Raw genomic sequence first — 6,641 nt, 5'->3', positions numbered from 1 at the left:
CGCCGCCGGGCGGGGCCCGGCGGCGGTTCTGGAGGATCGACGGGCCGCGGCCCGCAGGGATCCCTAGGAGATGACGTTGATGTTCGCGGCCTGGGGGCCCTTGGGGCCGTCCTGGGTCTCGAACTCGACGCGGTCGTTCTCGTTCAGCGAGCGGAAGCCGTTCGAGTTGATCGCGGAGAAGTGAGCGAAGACGTCCTTGGAGCCGTCCTCGGGGGTGATGAAGCCGAAGCCCTTGTCAGCGTTGAACCACTTGACGATACCGGTAGTCATAGTCGACCTGAATCCTTCATGAGATGAACGTTTCCCGACGTTCGAGAAACACAACAGTTGTGATGCATGGAAAACGTCTTCTCAGAAAAACTGCTGCACCCGAGTGGGCCGAACTGCTTGAAAGACAAAAACGAACCTCAACAACTTCGGTCCAGCCTACACGAGTTCCGGCACCACGGCACGCGGGCGGTGCCGTGCCCTCCGCCGGGCACCGCCCGCGCCGGCCGCCCTCCTGGCCCGGCCGGCCCGCCGCGGCGCCCAGCGGCAGCCATGGGGTCTCGACCCGGTGTTCCCGGCGCGACTCAGTCCCCCAGCAGCGCATCGGCCACCGCCCGGACCCGCACCCGCTCGTCGGGGTCGGGGGCGAAGACGCCCGCGGCGTCGGCGAACCACACGCCGTCGGCGAGCAGCCGCACGGCCAACAGCCGGCTCCGGCGCTCGGCGGGGAGGTCCTCGGGCAGATCCACCCACGGCGCCACCCGCGCGACCCAGCGTTCCTTGAGCGTGGCGCGCAGCCGCTGGTCGGTGAGCATCACCAGGTCCGTCTCGTCGACCTCGCCCGAGAGGCACCAGTCCAGGTAGGCGCGCAGCCGGTCCTCGGCAGGCACCTGCTCCGGCGGGGCGCAGAGGCGGCGGGACATCTGCGCGTCCCAGCCGTCCATCACCCGGTCCACCAGGGCGAGCATCAGCGCCTCCTTGGTGGGGAAGTGGTACATCACGCCCGGCTTGGTCAGGCCCACCTGGCGTGCGGCCGAGGCGAGGGACACCGTGCCACCGCTCCGGATGAGTTCGAGCGCGCCGCCGAGGATCCGCTCGCGGGAGGAGGTGTTCATACGTGGGACTTTACCAACCGGAAGGATGGTGTCACGATGTGACGCAGGGTCGGTGTGATGCCCAGCACTGCAGCGGCCGCCCACAGGACGACGACGTCCCGCCCCGCCAGGTCCGCGCAGGACCGGCCACCGGGCGCACCACGCTCTGGACCACTCTCTCCAGGAGGATCCGTCCCATGACCAATGCCGTGCACGACAGCACGTCGACGACCGACGCCACCGCCGGCGCGCCCCGCGCCCGACCGACCGTGAACTGGGTCGTCTTCGCCGGCTCGGGCGTCAGCATCATCCTGTTCTCGCTGTGGGCGATCCTCGCCCCGGACCAGGCCTCCGCGGTGATCAGCGCCGTGGTGGGCTGGATCGCCACCAACATGGGCTGGTTCTACGTGCTGACCGCCACCGTGGTGACGGTCTTCGTGCTCGTGGTCGCGTTCTCCCGCGAGGGCACGATCAAGATGGGCCCGGACCACTCCAAGCCCCAGTACAACCTCTTCACCTGGACCGCGATGCTCTTCGCGGCGGGCATCGGCATCGATCTGCTGTTCTTCTCCGTCGCCGAGCCGGTCACCCAGTACTACGGCCCGCCCGCCGGGGACGGTGAGTCGGCCGAGGCCACCCGCATGGCCGTGGTCTGGACGCTGTTCCACTACGGCGTGAGCGGCTGGGCGATGTACGCCCTGATGGGCATGGCCTTCGGCTACTTCGCCTACCGCTGGAACATGCCGCTCAGCATCCGCTCGGCCCTCTACCCGCTGATCGGCAGGCGGGTGCACGGCCGGGCCGGGGACGCCGTGGACATCGCCGCGCTGCTGGGCACGATCTTCGGCGTGGCTACCTCGCTGGGCATCGGCGTGGTGCAGCTCAACTACGGCCTGTTCCTGCTGTTCGGGATCGAGGAGGGCGTCGCCGCGCAGATCGGGCTCATCGTGGTCGCCGTCGTGATGGCCACCGCCTCGTGCGTCTCGGGCGTGGACAAGGGCATCCGCCGGCTCTCGGAGCTCAACGTGCTGATGGCCGTGGCGCTGATCGTCTGGGTGCTCGTGGCCGGCCGGACCTCGTTCCTGCTCGACGCCATGGTGCAGAACCTCGGCGACTACGTCTCCGCGCTGCCCGGGATCACCCTGGACACCTTCGCCTACACCGGCGCGGCGGAGTGGATGGCCGGGTGGACGCTGTTCTTCTGGGCCTGGTGGATCGCCTGGGCGCCGTTCGTCGGGCTCTTCCTGGCACGCATCTCCCGCGGCCGCACGCTGCGCGAGTTCGTGCTCGCGACCCTGACCGTGCCGTTCGTGTTCATCCTCATCCTGGTCTCGATCTTCGGCAACAGCGCCCTGGCGATCGTCACCGGCGGCGACGACGCCTTCGGCCAGGTCGCCATGAACACCCCCGAACGGGCCTTCTACTCCCTGCTCGAGCAGTACCCGGGCGCCCCGCTGCTGATCGCGCTCGCCTCGCTGGCCGGGCTGCTGTTCTACGTCACCAGCGCCGATTCGGGCGCGCTCGTGATGTCCACGTTCACCGCGACCATCCAGGACCCGACCCAGGACGGGCCCAAGTGGCTCCGCATCTTCTGGGCCGCCGCCACCGGCCTGCTGACCCTGGCGATGCTGCTCGTCGGCGGCGTGGCCACCCTGCAGGCCGCCACGCTCATCATCGGCCTGCCGTTCTCGATCGTGATGTACCTCGTGATGATCGGCTTCTGGAAGGCTCTGCGCACCGAGCGCTCCCAGCGCGAGGGACGCAGCTCCACCCGCCGCTCCGCGGCCGCCTCCCGCATCCCCGGACCGGACAGCCACTGGCGCCGGCGGCTCTCCCGGACCGGCTCGTTCCCGGGCCCGCGGGCCGTGCTCCGCTACGAGGAGCAGGTGCTGGCCCCGGCACTGGCGGAGGTCGTCGAGGAGTTCCGGGCCCATGGCCGCGACGCCGAGCTCAGCAGCTCCGTGGTCGGCTACCAGGGCCTGTCCGAGCACACGCTGACCGTGCGCCTGGGCGAGGACCGGGGCTTCTGCTACCAGATCTATCCGGTGGCCACCCCCGTGCCGGCCTTCGGCGGGTTCCGCACCAACCCGGACTCCGACCTGTACTACCGCCTCGAGGTCTTCAGCGAGACCGGTTCGCAGGGCACCGACGTCATGGACTGGGACCGCGAACAGGTCATCAACGACGTCCTCGACAGCTGGGAGGCGCACCTGGCCTTCCTGAGCATCCACACCGGCCCGTCCAAGATCCAGGACGGCGCCGAGGGCCGCCCCGACTGGTCCACCGACATCCACGACGTGCCGACGGGGCAGATCCCCGCGGTGAAGGAGGAACACCCGTGAGCGAGACCCTGTTCATCGACGGACGCTGGGAGGCGGCCGCAGGAGGCGGCACCCGCACCATCGTCTGCCCGGCCGACGGCACCGAGGTCGGCGTGGTCGCCGAGGCCACGGCCGAGGACACCGGGCGCGCGATCGCCGCGGCCCGTCGCGCCTTCGACGACGGCCGCTGGTCGTCGGTGCCCGCCCCCGAGCGCGGTGACCTGCTGCTGCGGGTCGCCGCCAGGCTGCGCGAGCGCAAGGACGAGTTCGCCCGCGCCGAGTCCCTGGACACCGGCAAGCGCCTGGTCGAGTCCGAGATCGACATGGACGACATCGCCGCGTGCTTCACGTGGTTCGGCAAGAACGCCGCCGAGCAGGCCGGCCGCGTCGTCGACGCCGGGGACCCCGCCGTGGTCTCCACGGTCGTCACCGAGCCGGTGGGCGTGTGCGGGATGATCACGCCCTGGAACTACCCGCTGCTGCAGGCCGCCTGGAAGATCGCCCCGGCGCTGGCCGCCGGCTGCACCTTCGTGCTCAAGCCCGCCGAGCTCACCCCGCACACGGCGATCCTGATGATGCAGGTGCTCCAGGAGGTCGGCCTGCCCGACGGCGTGGCCAACCTCGTGCTCGGGGCCGGCGCCGAGGCCGGCGCGCCGCTGTCCTCCTCCCCGGACGTGGACCTGGTCTCCTTCACCGGCGGCGTGCTGACCGGCCGGCGGATCGCGGCCGCCGCCGCGCCGACCGTCAAGAAGATCGCCCTGGAGCTGGGCGGGAAGAACCCCAACGTGGTCTTCGCCGACGCCGACTTCGACGCCGCCGTGGACAACGCCCTCAACGGCGCGTTCGTGCACTCGGGGCAGGTCTGCTCGGCCGGGGCCCGCCTGGTGGTCGAGGAGCCGATCGCCGAGCGTTTCGTCGACGAGCTCGTCCGGCGCGCCGAGCAGATCCGCCTCGGCGGGCCCTTCGACGACCGGGCCGAGACCGGCGCGATCATCTCGGCCGCCCAGCGCGAGAAGGTCCACGCCTACGTGCAGCGCGCCCGCGAGCAGGGCGCCCGGATCCGCACCGGCGGCGCATACTCGACCGGCCGCTCCGCCGACGGGACGCTGGACCTCGAGCAGGGCTTCTTCTACCCGCCCACCGTCATCGACCGGTGCACCCGGGAGATGGACTGCGTGCACGACGAGGCCTTCGGCCCCACCGTCACGGTCGAGACGTTCCGCACCGAGGACGAGGCCGTCGAGATCGGCAACGACACGATCTACGGCCTCGCCGGTGCGGTGTGGACCCAGGACGCCGGGCGGGCCCAGCGCGTGGCCGCGCGGCTGCGCCACGGCACGATCTGGATCAACGACTACCACCCCTACCTGCCGCAGGCCGAGTGGGGCGGGATGAAGCAGTCGGGCGTCGGCCGCGAGCTCGGCCCCACCGGCCTGGGCGAGTACCAGGAGCTCAAGCACGTCTACCAGAACACCGCCCCGGCCGTGACCGGCTGGTTCGCCCGGCGCTGAGCCGCTCCCGCACGGCGCCGTCGTCGTCCCCGGATCCTCGGGGACGATGACGGCGCGGGCCCATGGACCCCCGTCCCAGGAACTTCCGCCACGATCTCTGCCACGACTTCTGCAAGGAGCACAGACGATGACCGTCCCCAGCACGACCCCCGCCCCCGACGCCCCGCAGGAGTTCGACTACCTGGTGGTCGGCGGAGGCTCCGCCGGCGCCGTCGTCGCCGCCCGCCTGTCCGAGGACCCGTCCGTGACGGTCGGGCTGATCGAGGCCGGCCCGCACGACCGGGACATCGACGAGGTGCTGACCCTCAGCCGCTGGATGGAGCTGCTGGAGTCGGGCTACGACTGGGACTACCCGCTCGAGGAGCAGGAGAACGGCAACTCGTTCATGCGCATGGCCCGCGCCAAGGTGCTGGGCGGGTGCTCCTCGCACAACTCGTGCATCGCCTTCTGGGCCCCCGCCGAGGACATCGACGAGTGGGAGGAGAAGTTCGGTGCCGAGGGCTGGAACGCCGAGACCGCCTTCCGGCTCTACCGGAAGCTCGAGACCAACGACGACGAGGGCGCCCACCACGGCCACGACGGGCCCGTGCACCTGATGCAGGTCCCCGACAACGACCCCTGCGGCGTCGCGCTGCTCGAGGCCTGCGAGCAGGCGGGGATCCCGCGCACCCCGTTCAACACCGGCAAGACCGTGGTCAACGGCGCGAACTTCTTCCAGGTCAACCGCCGCGCCGACGGCACCCGCGCCTCGTCGTCCGTGTCCTACCTGCACCCGGTCGCCGACCGGCAGAACCTCACGATCCTGCACTCCACGCAGGCCAAGCGCGTGGTCATCGAGGACGGCCGGGCCGTGGGGGTCGAGGTCGTGGACAACGCCTTCGGCACGGCCCGCACCGTGCGCGCCCGCCGCGAGGTGGTCGTCTCCGCCGGGGCCATCGACACCCCCAAGCTGCTGATGCTCTCGGGCGTGGGCCCGGCGGAGCACCTGCGGGAGGTCGGCGTGGACGTGCTCGTGGACGCACCGGGGGTCGGGGCGCACCTGCAGGACCACCCCGAGGGCGTGCTCCAGTGGGAGGCGAAGCAGCCCATGGTCACCGAGTCCACCCAGTGGTGGGAGGCCGGGATCTTCACCCAGGTGGACCCGGACACCGACCGGCCGGACCTGATGATGCACTACGGCTCGGTCAACTTCGACCTGCACACCTACCGGCAGGGCTACCCGAGCTCGGACAACGCCTTCTGCCTAACCCCCAACGTCACCCACGCGCGCTCCCGGGGCACGGTGCGGCTGCGCTCGCGGGACTTCCGCGACAAGCCCAGGGTCGACCCCCGCTACTTCACCGACCCGGAGGGCTACGACATGCGGATCATGACCGCCGGGATCCGCAGGGCCCGCGAGATCGTGGCCGAGTCGCCGCTGCACGAGTGGGCCGGGGAGGAGCTGTTCCCCGGCAAGGACGTGCAGACGGACGACGAGATCGCCGACTACGTGCGCCGCACGCACAACACCGTCTACCACCCGGCCGGCTCCTGCCGGATGGGCCCGGCCGACGACGGGATGTCCCCCCTCGACCCGCAGCTGCGGGTCAAGGGCGTCCGGGGGCTGCGCGTGGCCGACGCCTCCGTGATGCCGGAGCTGACCACCGTCAACCCCAACATCACCGTCTACATGATCGGCGAGCGGGCCGCGGAGCTGATCGCCGCGGACGCCGGCGCCTGAGCGTCCG

At 71.0% G+C, this 6,641-nt stretch carries 5 protein-coding genes; 3 read left to right on the top strand and 2 right to left on the bottom strand.

Annotated elements, in window-relative coordinates; translation table 11 throughout:
- Nucleotides 1-63: 63 nt before the first annotated feature.
- Nucleotides 64-270, bottom strand: coding sequence for a transcription antiterminator/RNA stability regulator CspE (gene cspE, locus ACH9D3_RS02355; protein ID WP_017832155.1), 207 nt, complete (start codon nt 268-270; stop codon nt 64-66).
- Between the two features lie 302 nt (nt 271-572).
- A complete protein-coding gene (locus ACH9D3_RS02350; protein ID WP_396409706.1) occupies nt 573-1,103 on the bottom strand; it encodes a TetR/AcrR family transcriptional regulator in 531 nt (176 codons plus the stop codon).
- 176 nt (nt 1,104-1,279) lie between these two features.
- Here ACH9D3_RS02350 and betT point away from each other — a divergent pair, with 176 nt between their 5' ends.
- From betT to ACH9D3_RS02335, 3 genes are all read left to right on the top strand, one after another.
- Entirely contained in the window at nt 1,280-3,424 is a 2,145-nt protein-coding gene (gene betT / locus ACH9D3_RS02345; protein ID WP_396409705.1) for a choline BCCT transporter BetT, read from the top strand.
- On the top strand, nt 3,421-4,914 hold the full coding sequence (locus tag ACH9D3_RS02340) for an aldehyde dehydrogenase family protein (RefSeq protein ID WP_396409704.1): 1,494 nt from the start codon (nt 3,421-3,423) through the stop codon (nt 4,912-4,914). Before betT ends, ACH9D3_RS02340 begins: the two co-directional genes overlap by 4 nt.
- A 127-nt stretch (nt 4,915-5,041) precedes the next feature.
- The gene (locus ACH9D3_RS02335) at nt 5,042-6,634 is read left to right on the top strand and encodes a GMC family oxidoreductase N-terminal domain-containing protein (protein ID WP_396409703.1); all 1,593 of its coding nucleotides are present in this window, start codon (nt 5,042-5,044) and stop codon (nt 6,632-6,634) included.
- The last annotated feature ends 7 nt before the right edge of the window (nt 6,635-6,641 follow it).

It is taken from the genome of Kocuria kalidii, from assembly GCF_044462225.1.
Lineage (GTDB): Bacteria > Actinomycetota > Actinomycetes > Actinomycetales > Micrococcaceae > Kocuria > Kocuria kalidii.
The sequence above is the reverse complement of the archived record's forward strand: the minus strand, read 5'-3'. Positions and strand labels throughout refer to the sequence as shown.